At 36.6% G+C, this 16,128-nt stretch carries 17 protein-coding genes; 6 read left to right on the top strand and 11 right to left on the bottom strand.

All coding sequences use genetic code 11. The features are described 5' to 3' along the window. Nucleotides 1-197: 197 nt before the first annotated feature. The 11 genes from HHL23_RS19575 to HHL23_RS19525 form a co-directional block, all read right to left on the bottom strand. A complete protein-coding gene (locus tag HHL23_RS19575) occupies nucleotides 198-974 on the bottom strand; it encodes a hypothetical protein (protein WP_169236439.1) in 777 nt (258 codons plus the stop codon). A gap of 2 nt (nucleotides 975-976) precedes the next feature. Continuing rightward, nucleotides 977-1,804 (bottom strand): hypothetical protein, encoded by an 828-nt coding sequence (locus HHL23_RS19570; RefSeq protein ID WP_169236438.1) that lies wholly within the window; start codon nucleotides 1,802-1,804, stop codon nucleotides 977-979. Nucleotide 1,805: 1 nt separating this feature from the next. Continuing rightward, nucleotides 1,806-2,729: a hypothetical protein gene (locus HHL23_RS19565; RefSeq protein WP_169236437.1), complete on the bottom strand. Its 924-nt coding sequence runs from the start codon at nucleotides 2,727-2,729 to the stop codon at nucleotides 1,806-1,808. Between the two features lie 269 nt (nucleotides 2,730-2,998). Beyond that, nucleotides 2,999-4,732: an OstA-like protein gene (locus HHL23_RS19560; protein WP_169236436.1), complete on the bottom strand. Its 1,734-nt coding sequence runs from the start codon at nucleotides 4,730-4,732 to the stop codon at nucleotides 2,999-3,001. 3 nt (nucleotides 4,733-4,735) lie between these two features. Then, the gene (locus HHL23_RS19555; RefSeq protein WP_169236435.1) at nucleotides 4,736-5,209 is read right to left on the bottom strand and encodes a Fur family transcriptional regulator; all 474 of its coding nucleotides are present in this window, start codon (nucleotides 5,207-5,209) and stop codon (nucleotides 4,736-4,738) included. Between the two features lie 67 nt (nucleotides 5,210-5,276). Continuing rightward, nucleotides 5,277-7,271 (bottom strand): KUP/HAK/KT family potassium transporter, encoded by a 1,995-nt coding sequence (locus HHL23_RS19550; RefSeq protein WP_169236434.1) that lies wholly within the window; start codon nucleotides 7,269-7,271, stop codon nucleotides 5,277-5,279. A 116-nt stretch (nucleotides 7,272-7,387) separates the two neighbouring features. Continuing rightward, nucleotides 7,388-8,368 (bottom strand): pyruvate dehydrogenase complex E1 component subunit beta, encoded by a 981-nt coding sequence (locus tag HHL23_RS19545; RefSeq protein WP_034748438.1) that lies wholly within the window; start codon nucleotides 8,366-8,368, stop codon nucleotides 7,388-7,390. Nucleotides 8,369-8,468: 100 nt separating this feature from the next. Continuing rightward, nucleotides 8,469-9,083 carry a hypothetical protein gene (locus tag HHL23_RS19540; RefSeq protein WP_169236433.1) on the bottom strand — a complete coding sequence of 205 codons (615 nt, stop codon included), beginning with the start codon at nucleotides 9,081-9,083 and terminating at the stop codon, nucleotides 8,469-8,471. Between the two features lies 1 nt (nucleotide 9,084). Further along, the gene (locus HHL23_RS19535) at nucleotides 9,085-9,582 is read right to left on the bottom strand and encodes an RNA polymerase sigma factor (protein ID WP_169236432.1); all 498 of its coding nucleotides are present in this window, start codon (nucleotides 9,580-9,582) and stop codon (nucleotides 9,085-9,087) included. A gap of 108 nt (nucleotides 9,583-9,690) precedes the next feature. Continuing rightward, nucleotides 9,691-10,110, bottom strand: a complete 420-nt coding sequence (locus HHL23_RS19530) for a DUF2147 domain-containing protein (protein ID WP_169236431.1) — start codon at nucleotides 10,108-10,110, stop codon at nucleotides 9,691-9,693. Nucleotides 10,111-10,414: 304 nt separating this feature from the next. Beyond that, nucleotides 10,415-12,343, bottom strand: a complete 1,929-nt coding sequence (locus HHL23_RS19525; protein ID WP_169236430.1) for an LTA synthase family protein — start codon at nucleotides 12,341-12,343, stop codon at nucleotides 10,415-10,417. An 89-nt stretch (nucleotides 12,344-12,432) separates the two neighbouring features. Between HHL23_RS19525 and HHL23_RS19520 the strand changes: the two genes are divergently transcribed. From HHL23_RS19520 to HHL23_RS19495, 6 genes are all read left to right on the top strand, one after another. After that, nucleotides 12,433-13,146: a CDP-alcohol phosphatidyltransferase family protein gene (locus HHL23_RS19520; protein ID WP_169236429.1), complete on the top strand. Its 714-nt coding sequence runs from the start codon at nucleotides 12,433-12,435 to the stop codon at nucleotides 13,144-13,146. Nucleotides 13,147-13,231: 85 nt separating this feature from the next. After that, nucleotides 13,232-13,996 (top strand): 3'-5' exonuclease, encoded by a 765-nt coding sequence (locus HHL23_RS19515; RefSeq protein WP_169236428.1) that lies wholly within the window; start codon nucleotides 13,232-13,234, stop codon nucleotides 13,994-13,996. A gap of 3 nt (nucleotides 13,997-13,999) precedes the next feature. Continuing rightward, nucleotides 14,000-14,398, top strand: coding sequence for a putative signal transducing protein (locus HHL23_RS19510; protein WP_169236427.1), 399 nt, complete (start codon nucleotides 14,000-14,002; stop codon nucleotides 14,396-14,398). A gap of 20 nt (nucleotides 14,399-14,418) precedes the next feature. Next, nucleotides 14,419-14,991 (top strand): hypothetical protein, encoded by a 573-nt coding sequence (locus HHL23_RS19505; RefSeq protein WP_169236426.1) that lies wholly within the window; start codon nucleotides 14,419-14,421, stop codon nucleotides 14,989-14,991. A 13-nt stretch (nucleotides 14,992-15,004) separates the two neighbouring features. Then, a complete protein-coding gene (locus HHL23_RS19500) occupies nucleotides 15,005-15,610 on the top strand; it encodes a fumarylacetoacetate hydrolase family protein (RefSeq protein WP_169236425.1) in 606 nt (201 codons plus the stop codon). 60 nt (nucleotides 15,611-15,670) lie between these two features. Next, nucleotides 15,671-16,108, top strand: a complete 438-nt coding sequence (locus HHL23_RS19495) for a universal stress protein (protein ID WP_169236424.1) — start codon at nucleotides 15,671-15,673, stop codon at nucleotides 16,106-16,108. Nucleotides 16,109-16,128: the final 20 nt, after the last annotated feature.

Below are 16,128 nucleotides of genomic sequence, written 5' to 3'. Positions count from 1 at the left end.
ATAATGAATTAATTTATTGATTATCAGATGAATATACAATATTTTATCTCAACAAACTAATGATAAATTATTTATTATCAAATAATTATATACTATCTTATGTGACTTCTATCATGCGTTTGCCCTGTCCGGAATAAAAAAATACCCTTAATAAAAATTAAGGGTAACACATAAATAAAAAAGTAGAATGTTGTTTTTTAAAACACTTTTTCCACTGTTACGTAGCTATTATTAATTACATTATAGGCTGTTGTTCCTCCAACTTCAGAAATCGCCTCTAAAGTAATATACTGTCCCTGAACGGCATACACAGAAAAATCCACACTGATTTTCCTGATTGTCCCGTCAAAATTCACTGTATTTTCTAGAAGTTGAAATCTCTTAGCGTCATTGACGTATAAACTTGCCCCTAATCTACTGCTAAATGCGCCCGCAGCTCCGGTAAAATTCAGACTTACATTCACTCTGTACAATCCACTTTCACGAATGTAAAGTCTGTTCAAATCTGCACCTGTTGTAGCTGCATTTGTTTTAAGTCTTAACGGATCCGCTAAAAAATTGGGTTTATCAATTAAAGAGTTAATAGGAAGCATTACGGAACCTGAAGTGGTATTGACCGGGTTGATTCCAAAACGGGAAACATTGTCAGATTCAATTTCAAAAGCTTTGCTCCAAACCAGCCCGTCGAATACCATCGCCTGACCTGTACTTTTAACAAATAGGAGCATTCCTCTCAAAGCTTCAATCCTGGTTGCAGGGGTATTTACTCCTGTATAAGGTAAATCTGTCTCGGTTTCAACAGCCGGCAGTCCAAAACCTTTAACCCCGGTGGCTTCACTTGTATTGGTGATATACATCATTACCTGATCATTACCATTAGCATTGGAATCAGGATTGGGTATATTTGTAAAATTGACTTGTGCGCTATATATGTTTAATAGAAACATGAACAGGCAGAATATATATTTTTTCATGATTAATAGGCTTTGATTAAACGTGCTCCGATATATGAGTTTACAGAACTGGTATCTGTGCCATAAGCAGACAGAGATCCTCCTGACCCACCAACAGTTGTTATCGTTGGAACAACCCTTAGTTCAGCACCAGCTGGTAATGATACCGTTTGAGAAAAACTGGATGTTTTACTTCCCTGAGTATCAATGATGAATATGATAGAGTAATTACTCTTGGTAACAATAGTTTCCCAAGCCGAAGCCGGTGTATATTTAACCTGTAGTGTTAATTTAAATTCTGTAATCCCTATTTGGGCTCCTACGCTCCCACCGGTAAAACCCAAAGCTGCTGCTATATCATACATTCCATTTTGTTTGATGGTCACGGAGCTCGCATTTTTCAGAAGCAGATTATCAACAAGAACTTGACTTTTATCATCTGGTGCAAGATAAACCGGAGCACCTAAAGAAAGGCATATTCCAAGTCCAAAAGCTAAACAGGGGATGGTAATACCCGAAGAAATACCCAATCTTGAGCCTTTCAATTGAAAAACTCCCTGTAACTGTCTTGCAGGATTCCAGGCAAAGCCATCATATTTGTAATATTGATCATCAGCTTTATTATAGATAAGACCTCCTACAAGATTAGGATAGTCGCTAAAAAGATCTGTTGATGCCGCATCATACTTCGGGAAAGTGGTATAGGTATTAGAGTATGGAAGGATCACTCCTCTTGTACCGTCCTGAACTTTCAGTATATTTTGATTGCTAACAGTGCTACTACCGATAGTAACTTGTGCCATTAATGCATAATGAAAAATGAGCACGAAAAGTAATGTAATCTTTTTCATCTTATTGCATGTTTATTTTTTCAACAATAATTTCTGATACACCATTTCCTGTGGTATTCATTGAAAAAGACAATACATTCCCTCCAATGATGCCGGTACATATCCCTGTTCCAATGTTCTGGTTTCCATAAAATCTAAGTCTTAAATTATCACCCGCCTCAAAACTCCCTATATACGTGAGCACTAATGATTGTCCCACATCAATGGCACCTGGCGTTAAGCTACCTAAGGATAATGCACCGCTGGTAGAACTGGTGGTATTATTTGTAATAGGTCTCCAAGTAGCAGGCGCTGCAGCAGTACTTGTTTCCAGATCAACCTTTGAGTATAAATTAATGGTTACTCCTACGCATAGAGCTGGCGTTTTAACATCTATGGCACCGCTTTTAAAAGAAATTTTATACAAACCTCTTGTTTTGATATTAATGATATTGCTTGTGGCTGAAGCGAGGGAAACATCTGCTGAAATATCATTATAACTTGGGCTAGAGCTTGTAAAAGGAACATCCATTGATCCTCCTGCCTGCGGACAAAGCCTGTTGACACCTCCACATCCTAATCCGCACGTTCCGCAATCTGCTGTTACAACAGCACTTCTTATAAAACGTGCCATTTTGTTGTTCTTCAGACTGGTCACAATAGGATCTGATATTTTCCAGACGGTCCCATCATTCTGTACGATACTTCCGGTTTCTCTATTGAAAATAATGGAACCCTGTGTCCCATTCCCTGTTGTGCCAACTGCAGATGTGGGCAGTACTACAGCTGTATTGGCCCTGGGCATTCGGGCTGCATTATTATCCTGTTTTACATGCAGAAGCGCTCTTGTATCAGGTTCAAAGCCCGGGGTTTTCGCAATCCCAACCTGTGCACTTACCTTGATGAAGCAAAAAACAAGGGCCAAGAGGAAATAGGTGATTTTCATTTTTAAATTTTTTATCATTTTTTGTGTATTAAATTTATAAAATATTATAACTTAAATGATAAAACTTTTTAAAAATTAGCGTTAAATAAAAAAAGAAGAGAAAAAACGTAGGTTTTAAAGGGTTTTTAGGTACTTTTGGATTAATTTTAATCTGAAAAAATGGCAATTATTCACGTTTTATTGAAAATTTATATCGTTTGACTGCAAAATACATCACCATTTCAAATAGAAAATGGTGATGTATTGTTTGCGTTAAAATTAATCAACTCTTATTTTTTAACCCTTTTAGGTTTTTTAGCTTCTTCTTTGGCTCTCTCTTTATCTATAGCCTCCTGAGCTTTATTAAACAATTCATTGTCAGAAGAATATTTTATTTCTTCGTAATTAGGGCTATCTACAAGAATATCCTGCCATTTTCTGATCCGGTCTTTGGTATTCCAGTTGAAATCGGAGAACTTTTTTTTCTCCGGCTCTATTTTACTCATGGGATAGGTATCTGAGTTGGCTCCGATGCTACATGAGATAATTTGCAATCCGGTTTCTTCAAACAAGGCCCCTATGATTCCACAGGTAGAAAGCGTAATACCAATTCTCTGCGGCTGTTTTGTTTCCTGATCTACATCATCTACGTAAGCGATCGATTGGGCATTTCCGACTACTCTAGCTTCTTTAATCTCGTTATTCTGATAGTAAACGGTCATAAACTTTCCTTTCACCTGGTTAAATTCATCTTTAAGGTTCAAGGAATCTACTTTGCTTATCGCAAAGGCATTTCCAATGACTTTTAGTGAATCTATATTTTCCGTTTTGGTATTGAAGTAGGCTTCAATTTTATCACCGGTTACCTGTTTTTCACCGCTCCAAAGAATTGGTTTTGTATACATATGCATGATCCCATCTGTCTCGTTAAAGGCAATGGAATCTGCTCTACCCTGTGCATTTGATTTATAGATACGTCCTTTTTTATAAGCTCTTAAAAAGCTTTTCTTTATGGTAATATCTGCCGAATCCGGTCTCTGGTAAGAGAGAATCTTTTCTGCTGCAAAATAAATGGAATCTTTTTCCATGATTTTAACGGCATAAGGACTTTTGGTCATCATGGCAGAATCTTTCTTTTGGAAAATCTCTCCGTATCCTCCTTTGAGGTACCTCCTTTCTATAGGATCGTCAAGAGTAACATTCCCGGTTGCTTTACCGAAACCTGTGATATTATTAAAATACATATCATCACCGGTAAGGATCTTATCATTATAAAATATTTTGGAGTTTTTAGTAAGGAAAGCTTCCTTGGTCTCCATTCTGTAAGTTCCTCTTTCTGTATAAATCCGGTTTTTAGGATTCGCTCGGTTGGTGATCGTCGTAGGTCCAAAAAACTCAGCAACTTTTGTATTCTGATTTTGTTTGATATTGACTCCGTCTATAATATAATCCGGAGTATCTATTTTTACATTATCAACAAAATCTATCATTTTGGTATTGAGAAAATAGGTTGCAGACTTGGTGTACATAACGTTCTGCCCCTCATAAATCGTTCCTCCGGTATTGAAATACGCCTGATTGGCAAGTCTGTCGTAATAAAGAATATCAGTTTTGATGGTCTGCTTAGGATCGGTAAGAACTACATCCTTTTTGGCCACTCCTTTCTGGGTAACTCCATTATACTCCATTTCGTGGGCAGTAATGACGGAACCGTCTGCATTCTGCAGCTTTGCATTACCAATCGCTTTTACGAGACTTTGATCGTTATAAATAATAACCTCATCGGCATAAAGAATAGATCCCTGATGCTCTATCTGCACGTGACCTACCATGTACTGGCTTCCTTCGTACTTGGTGTCTTTTTTAAATTCATCGGCATGGATGATCTTCACCTTATCTTCAGGTCGTACTGCCGGTAAAGGTTTACCTTTATTTTGAATATAGGGATCCATCTGCGTGGTTTTATTGTCCTGTGCGGAACTGAACGCAGAAATAAAAAGTAACAGAAAAAGAAATATTCTCATTAATTAATCATTCTTAGTGCCATAGAAATACAGCGAATGCGAATCAATATTTACGCCAAAGGCTTCTTCAATTGCTTCTTTAATTCCCTGAATTCTTGGATCGCAGAATTCTATGATCTCTTCAATTTCTTTATCAGAGCCTTTTTTGTAGATCACCAAGTGGTCATGCTGCTTGTCAAAATAAGACTTCTCATAAGATGAGGAGGTCAATGTTTTTTCTCCAAACTGATGCTTACGGATCAAACCGGCATCAAGGAAAATTTCAATAGTGTTGTAAATGGTTGCTTTTGAAACATGATATTTCTTCTGCATCATCAAAAGATACAGATCATCCACATTAAAGTGATGATCCATACCATAAATCTCTTCTAATATCGTATATCGTTCAGGAGTGTTTCTGAAACCCTTTTCTAATAAGTAGTTTCTTAAAACATCCTTGATCAAGGCAATATTTTTTTCTTTTTGTATTGTATCCATCAAAAAAATTATCTACAAATTTATTGATTTTTATTTAAATACACCGCCTGGTTTGGTGTCCGGACCTTTAGGAATTATGACGGAAGAAGCCAGATTGCTCAATCTTGTTGTCATAAACCGTCAGTTCTGTAATGGGTGCAGACTCCACTTCCACGTTATGTGACGATACTCCCCACGCTTTAAAGTCATCACTTCCGATGTACTTCACAAAGTTGTAGATATTGAGTGTAATCTTCTGTTTAACAGTTAAAAGTATATCGTTAATATATGTATTATCTATAATCACATACTTCAGATCTGGCGGAATATTATGGGATCTTAAAGATGGATGGCTGCTTCTTGACGGAATGGTTCCCTCTGCCATAAGATCTTTCAATACCATATTAAAATAGTCATTGATCCTGCGGTCTACTTTAAATCCTAAAAGGAAATTGACTTTATATACTGTTCCGGGTAAGATTTCATCTACGGTATATTTGAAAGTATACGGATCTTCCTGATTGACAATACTTAATATAAAATAATGATCTGCTCTTTTCGGTTGTTTCTTGATGATGGAATAGATGATTTTTGATTCTACCTCATCATTTCTTTTGGCTCTGCTCAGATAGGCAAGATTGGTCGCATATTTTGGAATGCTTTCATCGAGTTTCATATCTTTTATGATAGATACATATTTCTCAATTTTCACAAACTGGATAAATCTTGTTTTTATCAGTCGTCCGTTATACCAAGCGTACATAGAGATCCCAATAGAACCAGCCAATACTACGGTGATCCAACCGCCTTCCATGAACTTGATGATATTTGCGCTAAAGAATCCTAGTTCAATAGACAGATATATCAAGGCAAAGAATAGAATTAATACTTTACTTACTCTATGTTTTAATAGCCAGAAAATAAGCAAAATTGTTGTCATCAGCATTGTGACTGTAATGGAAAGTCCATAGGCAGCTTCCATTTTTCCTGATTCTCTGAAATGGAGCACTACAATAATACATAGAATCAGAAGACCCCAATTGATTCTTGGAATATACATTTGTCCTTTAACCCCGGAAGGATAATCGATTTTTTGATTAGGCCATAAGTTAAGAGACATTGCTTCTGAGAAAATGGTAAAAGAACCTGTAATTAAGGCCTGACTCGCAATAATTGCTGCTGCAGTTGCCAAAATTACTCCTGGTACAATCATCCATTCTTCCATGATTCCAAAAAATGGGTTGATTACAGAAAAGCCCGGTTTTGCATGATTAGTTAAAAGCCATGCTCCCTGTCCCAGATAGTTTAAAATCAGCATGATCTTCACAAAGCCCCAGCTTACTCTTATATTTTTAGCACCACAGTGTCCTAAGTCTGAATAAAGAGCTTCTGCCCCCGTTGTACAAAGAAAAACAGCACCAAGAATTACAATGGCACTAGGAGAGTTAGCAATAAGTTTATAGGCATAATAAGGGTTGAAAGATCTCAGAATTTCCAAATTTTCGCTCAAATGCATGACACCCAATCCACCTAGTACCAGAAACCAAACAACCATTACAGGACCAAAAAATCTCCCGATAAAACTGGTTCCAAACTGCTGCACCACGAAAATAACAATGAGAATTCCGATAGTAATAGGAACAACAGGGGTATGCGGATTATAGATCTCAAGACCTTCAATAGCAGACATCACGGTAAGTGACGGTGTGATCACACCATCTGCAACAAGTGCAGCTGCGCCTATAATAGCAATAAGATAGAGCCATCCTTTTTTAAGGTTTTTAACTAATGAGAATAAGGCTAAAATACCTCCCTCTCCTTTGTTATCTGCTCTTAAAGCAATCACTACGTATTTTACTGTAGTCTGAAGAGTCAATGTCCAAATAATACAGGAAAGAGCTCCTTCTATGTATTCGTTGAAAGGCATATTGCTACCCCCATCTCTTGCATTTACAATCGCTTTCATTACGTAAAGCGGTGATGTCCCGATATCCCCGAAAACAATTCCGAGAGAGACTAAAACTCCAATAAAAGAAAGTTTTTTTATGTCAAAATGATAACCTTCTTCTGTAACTTCTGCCATGTCAGCTTATTTTTTTTAAACGCGCAAATTTATACTAATTTTATGACGTCAAGAACTATTCTTCATGAATAGAATAAATGAAAAAACTTCCTTTCGGAAGTTTTTCTCTATAATAGTTATTTTACGTACATCGCTTTTTTGATTTCCTCTTTCACTTTTTCAAGTTTAGGGAACCATTCTGCAAACAGTGCAGCTGAATATGGTGCAGGTGCATCAGGAGTGGTAATTCTCTTGATAGGAGCATCTAAATAATCAAATGCTTTTTGCTGTACCATGTAAGTAATTTCAGAAGATACTGAACCAAATGGCCACGCTTCTTCCAGGATCACCAATCTATTTGTTTTTTTAACAGAAGCTAAAACGGTATCAAAATCCAGAGGACGAACTGTTCTCAGGTCGATCACTTCTACAGAGATTCCTTCTTTAGCCATATCTTCAGCAGCCTGGATAGCCAGCTTCATGATTTTTCCGAAAGAAACTAAAGTAACGTCTGTACCTTCTCTCTTGATATCTGCTTTTCCGATTGGTAAATAATATTCTTCTTCAGGAATTTCCATTTTGTCTCCGTACATCTGCTCAGATTCCATGAAAATAACCGGGTCATTATCCTGAATAGCTGTTTTCAGCAATCCTTTCGCATCGTAAGGATTTGAAGGAACGACTACCTTAAGACCAGGAACGTTGGCAAACCAGTTTTCAAAAGCCTGAGAGTGTGTAGCTCCCAATTGTCCTGCCGAAGCAGTAGGACCTCTGAAAACGATAGGACAGTTCCACTGACCACCACTCATCTGACGGATCTTAGCCGCATTATTAATAATCTGATCAATACCTACCAATGAGAAATTGAACGTCATATACTCTACAATTGGTCTGTTACCATTCATCGCAGCACCTACAGCAATCCCTGTAAAACCAAGCTCAGCAATGGGTGTATCGATTACTCTTTTAGGACCAAATTCATCCAACATTCCTTTTGAAGCTTTATACGCACCATTGTATTCTGCAACTTCCTCCCCCATTAAAAAGATGGATTCGTCTTTACGCATTTCCTCGCTCATTGCTTGTGCAATTACCTCACGAAAAGTATATTCTGCCATATTTATTTGAAAAATTTAGACTACAAAAATAGTGTTTTTTTATTACTAACATAACAAAAAAGGCATCTCATTGAATGAGATGCCTTAAATATTAATTGAATTAAAAAGGTTTTTCTTCCGCCTGGCTCAGTTCTCTGTAGTTTTTTCTGAGATCGGACAGAATTTTGCCATACGTTCTTTTATAAATCAGATACAAAAGATAAAAGCTGACAAGCATACAAAATCCAAACAAAGCATAATTTCCCAATTCAGGATCCATACTTTCGGGATTGGTATGGGTTACAATATGGTGTCCTTTATTCCATCCATCTTTTGCACCTGCCATAAAATCCTTTGTATAGAAATCAAAATGAATCAAGTTATCCAGAATAACCAGAAAAAAAGAAATTCCTGCATAGCCTAAGATCAGCTTTCTCAGATCCAGAATGTTTTTCATCAATGACAGGGAATTCTTTCCGGTTTTCAATCTCCGGAACAATAAAACGGTAAGGATTATAAATCCGGAAAACAGGATGATTCTTAGATAAGGAAACTCTCCATTAATATATCCATACACCGACCACAACATAATTTCTATTAAACCAATCACCAATAATGTTTTTGTCACAGAAACGGACCTGTGTTTGATTATGGAATAAATTTCATTTTCAGAATAATCTTTAAATTCTCCTTTATCTTTATTCCAGTCTTTTTTCAAAAGTTCTAATTCTTCCATATTATCTTGTGCTTATTTTGGATCTTAAATTATTCTTTGCCCTGTTCATCTTCACCCTTGCATTACCTTCTGTTATCCCAAGGATCTCTCCAATCTCTTTATACGGTTTATCTTCCAGGTACATCATGATTAAAGCCTTTTCTACATCGGATAGTTCGTAGATGGCTTTGTACATTTTTTTCAGTTTGTGCTCATTATCTTCATATGCTTCATATTCTATTTTCAAAGAGGAAACGTCTACATCAGCGTGCTTTAGTTCTCTTTTCTTTGGTTTTCTGAAAAGAGTCATCGCTGTGTTGAGTGCAACTCTGTACATCCATGTTGAAAATTTAGCTTCTCCTTTAAATCCGGGAAAAGATCTCCAGAGCTGGACGGTAATTTCCTGAAAGAGATCTTCATGATCTTCAACATTATCTGTATATATTCTGCATATTTTGTGGATAAGCCTCTGGTTGGGCTTAAAAAAATCAACAAAAGTTTTCTCCAGTTCTGTGCTCATACCTTATGAGTGGAAAGTTTTTATTTTCGTTACATATTTTTTCAAAAAAAAATAAAAAAACGGCATCTCATTGCTGAAATGCCGTCTTAAAATTCTATTTAAATAGGGTTAATTTACTTTATCCCAAATCTGAGTTCTTCCTAGTATGGAAACTCCCATATATCCTCTTACATTCAGTTTGTCACCACTTTTTGTGATGGTACATTTGTAAGTTTTACCTGTTTTAGGATCTGTAATTGTTCCTCCTGTGAATTCATTACCGTCTTTTTTAAGCCCTCTGATGATCTCCAGTCCTAAGATTGGTTTTCCTTTTCTGTCATCTTTACAAGAAGAACAGTTTGGATCTGCAGGCTTTATAAGCAGCTGAGAAACTTTTCCGTAATACTTTCCATCTGACTTTTTATAGATCTCCACAACAGATTTAGCCTGCTTTGTTTCATCATCCATAGTCTTCCACTTGCCTTCAATCTGTGCAAACGATAATACGCCAAACAGAGACAGCACGAATGTTAATAATAATTTTTTCATATTTCTTATTGTTTTAATTTCGATATACGTTATTTGTTATCTATCTATTGCTAAAAGTATAAATTAAATTTTAAACAGACAAAAACTTTTACTATACAGAGCATATGATAGGCCAAAAGCGTAAACAGGTTATGTTAACAGTTATGATGATACAAAATAAGAACCAAGATTTCAGATTTCAGACACAAGATATGAGACACGAGACTTTTTTCACTGTAGATTTCAGCAACTCATAAGGTTTCGGAGTGAGAACTAACAACCAACAACTATACTCTAAAACCCTAAAACTCTCCGACTCTCAAACTTATTTAAGTTTTCTGTTGATTACTCTGTCCATATAATCCTGGAACCATGCTTTTGCCGTCTGCATTCCTTTTTCTATTTCCGGAGTTTTCAGTTTGCCCATCAGATTGTTTTCAAATCCAAGGTCATTTTTATCGTATACTCCTGTGATTTCTTTCCCGTCGAAACGGTACATATGGTTTCCAATGATAAATTGTTCTGAACTTCCGTCTGAATTAACTACAATAGAAGGATATTTTTTATCACTTACCACACTTCTTCCCCAGCTTCTTATGGGTTTATTGTATCCTATAAGATCTGCCAGTGTAGGATAGATATCTATTTGCTGAGCGGTTTCGGGATTCACGCCTTTAAGGTTGTATTCCGGATTTGGAGAGTACAGGATCAGAGGAACGGCGAAACGGTTCATCGCTTTTTCATATTCACCATAAGCCACCTGATTGGTATGGTCTCCTGTGAAAACAAAGATCGTATTATTGAACCATGGTTGTTTTTTAGCCGTTTCAAAATATTTTTTGATTGCATAATCTGTGTACTGCATAGGCTCATGCATTTCTATGGTTCCCTTTTTGAATTTACCATTGTATTTTTCAGGAATTTTAAACGGGTGGTGTGATGATGCCGTAAATACGGTTGCCATAAAAGGTTGTCTCTTTCCTACATTCTTTGCAAAATACTGAAGGAAAGGTTCATCCCATACCGCCCACATTCCGTCAAAATCTTCATCGTGATTGTATTCATTTTTCCCGAAATAATGTTTAAAGCCTAATATATTTCCAAATCCAAGGAAGCCCATCGATCCGTTCGGAGCCCCATGATAAAAAGAAGTATCATAGCCCAAATCATTACACACGGAAACAATAGACTGAATTTTCTGATTGGAATAGGGAGAACTTGTAAAAGCATCAGTAAGACTTGGAATACCCGCCAACACGCTGCTCATCCCATGAATGGACTGTCTTCCATTGGCAAAAGTATTGGGAAAAATCAAACTCTGACCTGCAAGACTGTCTATAAAAGGGGTGTAGGAAACATAGCCTTTTATATTTTTATCTTTGTTAAAAGCTCCGGAATATTCTCTTCCAAAGGATTCAACGATAAAAATAACAACGTTGGGACGGTTGGCCACTTCCCTGTCATATATTTTATAAGGCTGAACATTATCATTGATATATTTTTCGTCTACAAAATGAACTTCTTTAAAATTATTGGTTCCTAATGTTCTGAAAAATGAAAATGTACTGTTCAAAACCACATTACCCTGCAGAGGATTGACTACAAAACGGTTGGCATCTACTAAATTAATAGGTCTCGTACTGTGCTTGAAGTCCCCGCGAATTCCTCCAATGACCAAAACAATAGTCCCACAGAGAACCACCACAGACCAGATAAAGTATGGAATAAGTTTTAAAGGTTTCTGTTCTGTAATCTTCACTTTTTTATACAGAAACACCCAAAGTGCCATTAAAACAACAAACCAGATCAAGACAAAAGGATGCTGTCCTAGAGAAACAGTGAAGACTTTAAAGACATTGGACTCGTGTTTTGCCACATCCAAAGCCGTAGATGTCAATCTTGCCTGAGAAAACTTATAATAGATAAAGTCTCCGAAATTCATGGCATAGGCAATGCCGTTGGTGATGAAATACAGCCACAACAAAACGGTCTGATAAACTTTCTTTGTATTGATGACAATCGGGACCAGGCTTAACAGAATAAATAAAGCGTTGACATATAGAATCGCCGTTGTATCAAAGGCTGTTCCATGAAACGCCAGGTTGAAATAATCTGAAACGGAATCCACTTTGATGAGTTTTTTATTGAAATACCAAAACAAAAGCCGGGCAATCTGATAAAAAATGTATGCTAAGAAAATCCTGTACAATAGGACCAGAACTTCTTGTTTTCTAAATTCTTTAAAAAATTTCATTCGGCAAATTTACATCAAAAACGGATTAATGTATTTTTTCCTTGATAAAATTTCAGGATAAAATTTGGAAAAACCCTATTTTTGTTGACATGAATTTCATAAAAAATAATCTTGCCAATTTATTGACACTTGCCAATTTATTTGCGGGCTGTGTAGGTGCGATCCATCTTATTTTAGGAGATTACCAGACCACGGCCATCTGTCTCATTCTTTCTTCCATTTTTGATTTCTTTGATGGGTTTGTAGCCCGGGCCGTAAAATCAAATTCTAATCTGGGTCTTCAGCTGGATTCTCTTGCGGATATGGTGAGTTTCGGGCTGATTCCCGGTCTTACGATGTACAAAGCCCTGGAGCCGTTCGGAAATGAAATTTTAGGACTTCATCTTCCTTTTGACATCAGTTATATTGGTCTTCTGATAACGATATTTTCTTGCCTTAGATTGGCTATCTTTAATCTTGATGAAGAGCAGCGTTATTATTTTAAGGGACTGAATACACCAACCAATACCGTATTGCTTTTTGGATTGTATTATGCTTTCAAAGAAACAGGAACTTTTGGATTTTTATTTGAAAATTCATTGTTTTTAGTGTTATTGACGGTTGTTACGTCATGGCTTTTAATCAGCCCGATCAAGATGATGGCCATGAAATTCAAGTCGAAAAAACTGCAGGACAATTATCCGAAAGTTATTTTATTAGGCGGCGGAATTGCTATTCTGATTATATTTCAGATTGTAGGTATCCCAATGCTTGTTATTTATTATATATTAGTATCACTGGTTTTTCAGAGACAGCTGAATTAGATGCTAGATTTCAGACATCAGACATCAGATTTTCAGAAGTTAAATTAGCTTCATTTTCAAATTAAAACATTATCAAATTATAGACATGAATTTAAAACTCCATAAACCCCTTTGCATTTTTGATCTGGAAACGACAGGAACCAATATTGGAAAAGACAGGATTGTAGAGATCTGTATTTTAAAAGTAAATCCGGACGCGTCCAGAGAAAGCAAAACATGGCGTGTAAATCCTGAAATGCCGATTCCTAATGAATCCAGCGAGATCCATGGAATTTATGATGAAGATGTAAAGGATGCTCCTACGTTCAGAGATATCGCTTCAAAAGTAATGGAAATGCTTGCCGGAAGTGACCTGGGAGGATTTAATTCAAACCGTTTCGATGTTCCGCTTCTGGCAGAAGAACTTCTGAGAGTAGAAATAGATTTTGACCTTAGCAAATTCAGACTGGTAGATGCACAGACTATTTTTCATAAAAAAGAGCCCAGAAACCTTGGAGCTGCTTACCAGTTCTACTGTGGTAAAGTTTTGGAAAATGCCCACTCGGCTGAAGCTGATGTGATGGCTACTTTTGAAGTATTGGATGCGCAGGTTGGAAAGTATGAAGATATCCCAAATGAAATCGCGCCTTTAAGTGAGTTTACATTCCATAATAAGAATGCCGACCTGGCAGGATTTATTGGATACAATGATAAAACTGAGGCCGTTTTCAATTTCGGAAAATATAAAGGACAGGTAGTAAAAACCGTTTTCCAGAAGGATCTGGGCTATTATGGATGGCTTCAGAATGCGGATTTCCCATTGTACACGAAGAAAGTCTTCACCAAAATTCAATTATCAGGTAAATTTTAATACATGTCAAATCTGGTCCGTTTTAAATTCTACGAAACAGCCCTTGAAGCTAACAGGGACAAACAGATCCTTGCCGAAAACGGAGTGAATGGCTTCATTGCGAACGAGCAGCTGATTCAGTCTGACTGGCTACTTTCACAGGCTGTGGGAGGTATACAGCTTCAGGTTTTTGAGGATGATCTGGAAAAGGCAAAACAGATTCTACAGGATTATAATGACAATGAAGCTTATTCATTGGAAGTGGAACACACCATCAAAGATCCGGCATTTGATTTTGTATGTCCGAAATGTGGCTCCAATCACATTTACAGGGACGACAGATCAACGAGCTTCTTTGGGATTTCCATTTTGGCAAGTCAGAAGTTTGTCTGTTATTACTGTGGGAATGAGTTTACGCACTAAAATACCCTTCATCTTAATTCATGATAAAAACTAAAAAGCTTCTTTTATTCATTGGTATTGGTATTGTTTCAATCCCAGTCTTTATTGCGGCATATTATTGTATAGCATGGAAACAGAATGAAACGGATCCTCATTTATCCAAAAATCCAATTTTTAAGGCTTTCGACAGACAAAAACAAAAAACACTCTTCGTAGAACAATCGGAAGATGGAAAGTCTAATAATTTAATAATAAAAACAGATACTGATACCGGTGAAGAATTTTACACGTGTTATATCAATGACAATAAACTGTCCCTTGATATCAAATTTTCCGTAGGAGATGGTCTTAGTGGTGGAGGCTATGAACTGGAGATTATAAAGAACAGGCACCAACTTTCCCCCTATCATTATACCGATGTCATAAGACCTTTTGACTTCCTCGACACAGGAGATTATTTTAAAATTTTAGACAGCCGACTGGTGCTTAATCAAGATTCTTACAAAAAAGGAGACAGTATTTTTGGATATACTTCGTTTAAGATTCAAAAGAGGTATGGTCCTGAAAAATACATTGAAGAAGGAAAAGGCTATTTTAAAGGCATAGTAAATTAAACAATTAAGAGTTATGAAAATCATTTGTATAGGAAGAAACTACAGCGAACATGCGAAAGAATTGGGAAACGAGATTCCTGAAAAACCTGTTATTTTCATGAAACCTGACACAGCGGTTTTAAAGGGAAATGATTTTTATATTCCTGAATTTTCGAATGACGTTCACTATGAGCTGGAAGTTGTTTTAAAAATTTCTAAAGGAGGAAAATACATCCAGAAAGAAGCTGCCAGCAAACATTATGAAGAGATCAGCTTAGGAATAGATTTTACGGCACGAGATCTTCAGAGCGAGCTAAAGTCTAAAGGCCTTCCATGGGAACTTGCTAAAGCTTTTGATGGTTCTGCGGTGGTAGGAAATTTCTTCAAAAAAGAGGAGTTTGACCTTGGAGGATTAGAGTTTTCGTTGCTCAAAAATAAAGAAGAGGTTCAGGATGGAAATACAAAAGACATGATCTTCAGCTTTGATGATATCATCGCGTTTGCTTCTCAATATTTTACCTTGAGGGTGGGTGACCTTATTTTTACAGGGACACCAAAAGGAGTCGGAAAAGTGGAAGAAAATGACGTATTGGAAGCTTATCTGAAGGATGATAAAATTCTTGATATTCGAATATTATAAGTATTTAACATAAAGTTTTGGCGATTTTTTCTTATCTTTAAAATAACAAAATTAAAGGTCATGATAAATATTGTACTACCCGTAGATTTTGGGGACAAAACAGAACAGCTTGTAGAAGGAGCCGTAAAATTCGCAAAACAATTAAACGGCAGAATCTTTCTGATTCATGTAGCGCCATCAGATATTGGTTTTGCTATCGGTGATATGGGATATCAATATTTTCCTGAAGTAGAAGCTAATGAGATCAGAGCTGAACTGGTAGAGCTGAATAAGATTGAGCAAAGAATCATTGCACACGATGTGGACTGTGAGCATCTTTTAAAACAAGGGATTGCCAAAGATACTATCCTGGAATATGCAAAGGATAAAAATGCCGACTATATCGTCATGGGATCACATGGAAGAAGTGGGATCTACGATGTTTTTGTAGGAAGCTTAACTAAAGGTCTTACAAAAGATTCACATGTTCCGGTACTGGTGCTTCCCATCCACGACTAAGAAAATTACATTTTAATTGT

Source organism: Chryseobacterium antibioticum (assembly GCF_012927325.1).
GTDB lineage: Bacteria > Bacteroidota > Bacteroidia > Flavobacteriales > Weeksellaceae > Chryseobacterium > Chryseobacterium antibioticum.
Note: the sequence above shows the minus strand (reverse complement) of the source record. Positions and strands in the feature narration are given on the sequence as shown.

What these genes read in the sequence shown, in the direction of transcription:
- HHL23_RS19575 (WP_169236439.1), bottom strand. Translation starts at nt 974, where the DNA reads ATGAAAAAATATATATTCTGCCTGTTCATGTTTCTATTAAACATATAT.
- HHL23_RS19570 (WP_169236438.1), bottom strand. Translation starts at nt 1,804, where the DNA reads ATGAAAAAGATTACATTACTTTTCGTGCTCATTTTTCATTATGCATTA.
- HHL23_RS19565 (WP_169236437.1), bottom strand. Translation starts at nt 2,729, where the DNA reads ATGAAAATCACCTATTTCCTCTTGGCCCTTGTTTTTTGCTTCATCAAG.
- HHL23_RS19560 (WP_169236436.1), bottom strand. Translation starts at nt 4,732, where the DNA reads ATGAGAATATTTCTTTTTCTGTTACTTTTTATTTCTGCGTTCAGTTCC.
- HHL23_RS19555 (WP_169236435.1), bottom strand. Translation starts at nt 5,209, where the DNA reads ATGGATACAATACAAAAAGAAAAAAATATTGCCTTGATCAAGGATGTT.
- HHL23_RS19550 (WP_169236434.1), bottom strand. Translation starts at nt 7,271, where the DNA reads ATGGCAGAAGTTACAGAAGAAGGTTATCATTTTGACATAAAAAAACTT.
- HHL23_RS19545 (WP_034748438.1), bottom strand. Translation starts at nt 8,368, where the DNA reads ATGGCAGAATATACTTTTCGTGAGGTAATTGCACAAGCAATGAGCGAG.
- HHL23_RS19540 (WP_169236433.1), bottom strand. Translation starts at nt 9,083, where the DNA reads ATGGAAGAATTAGAACTTTTGAAAAAAGACTGGAATAAAGATAAAGGA.
- HHL23_RS19535 (WP_169236432.1), bottom strand. Translation starts at nt 9,582, where the DNA reads ATGAGCACAGAACTGGAGAAAACTTTTGTTGATTTTTTTAAGCCCAAC.
- HHL23_RS19530 (WP_169236431.1), bottom strand. Translation starts at nt 10,110, where the DNA reads ATGAAAAAATTATTATTAACATTCGTGCTGTCTCTGTTTGGCGTATTA.
- HHL23_RS19525 (WP_169236430.1), bottom strand. Translation starts at nt 12,343, where the DNA reads ATGAAATTTTTTAAAGAATTTAGAAAACAAGAAGTTCTGGTCCTATTG.
- HHL23_RS19520 (WP_169236429.1), top strand. Translation starts at nt 12,433, where the DNA reads ATGAATTTCATAAAAAATAATCTTGCCAATTTATTGACACTTGCCAAT.
- HHL23_RS19515 (WP_169236428.1), top strand. Translation starts at nt 13,232, where the DNA reads ATGAATTTAAAACTCCATAAACCCCTTTGCATTTTTGATCTGGAAACG.
- HHL23_RS19510 (WP_169236427.1), top strand. Translation starts at nt 14,000, where the DNA reads ATGTCAAATCTGGTCCGTTTTAAATTCTACGAAACAGCCCTTGAAGCT.
- HHL23_RS19505 (WP_169236426.1), top strand. Translation starts at nt 14,419, where the DNA reads ATGATAAAAACTAAAAAGCTTCTTTTATTCATTGGTATTGGTATTGTT.
- HHL23_RS19500 (WP_169236425.1), top strand. Translation starts at nt 15,005, where the DNA reads ATGAAAATCATTTGTATAGGAAGAAACTACAGCGAACATGCGAAAGAA.
- HHL23_RS19495 (WP_169236424.1), top strand. Translation starts at nt 15,671, where the DNA reads ATGATAAATATTGTACTACCCGTAGATTTTGGGGACAAAACAGAACAG.